General features: G+C 51.7%; 1 protein-coding gene. It reads right to left on the bottom strand.

Features of this window, described 5'->3' with window-relative positions; all coding sequences use genetic code 11:
- A partial coding sequence (locus Ga0451573_RS19030; RefSeq protein WP_331459450.1) for a CARDB domain-containing protein occupies nt 1–354 on the bottom strand: 354 nt, incomplete at both ends.

Genomic DNA, 354 nt, shown 5'->3' on the forward strand with positions numbered 1-354 from the left:
ACCGTTTTAACTGCGGTGTTGTTATTTCTGTTGACATCTTTAAGCTGATTCTCCGGGTCGGCGACAACCTTCAGTTCGATACTGCCTGCCTGCTGCGGCGCCGTCCAGTTGAAAGACCGGTCCGCCGAACCACCCTCTTCCAAAGTTACGGTTTCGGTCCGCAGCCTGCTGCCTCCGGCATAATAGCTGATCTTGAAAGTCTCTGCCCTGCTGCCCAAGTTGTTTAGGGTTACTGTGGCCATCTGGTCTGATCCGGTAAGTACCGGACACTGCTGCCGGATTTCTCCAACGTCGATATCAGTCCTCCTGGCTTTGACGATGACAATCTTTTTGTTATTGTTCCAGTTGATATCC

The organism is Phosphitispora fastidiosa (assembly GCF_019008365.1).
GTDB lineage: Bacteria > Bacillota > Thermincolia > Thermincolales > UBA2595 > Phosphitispora > Phosphitispora fastidiosa.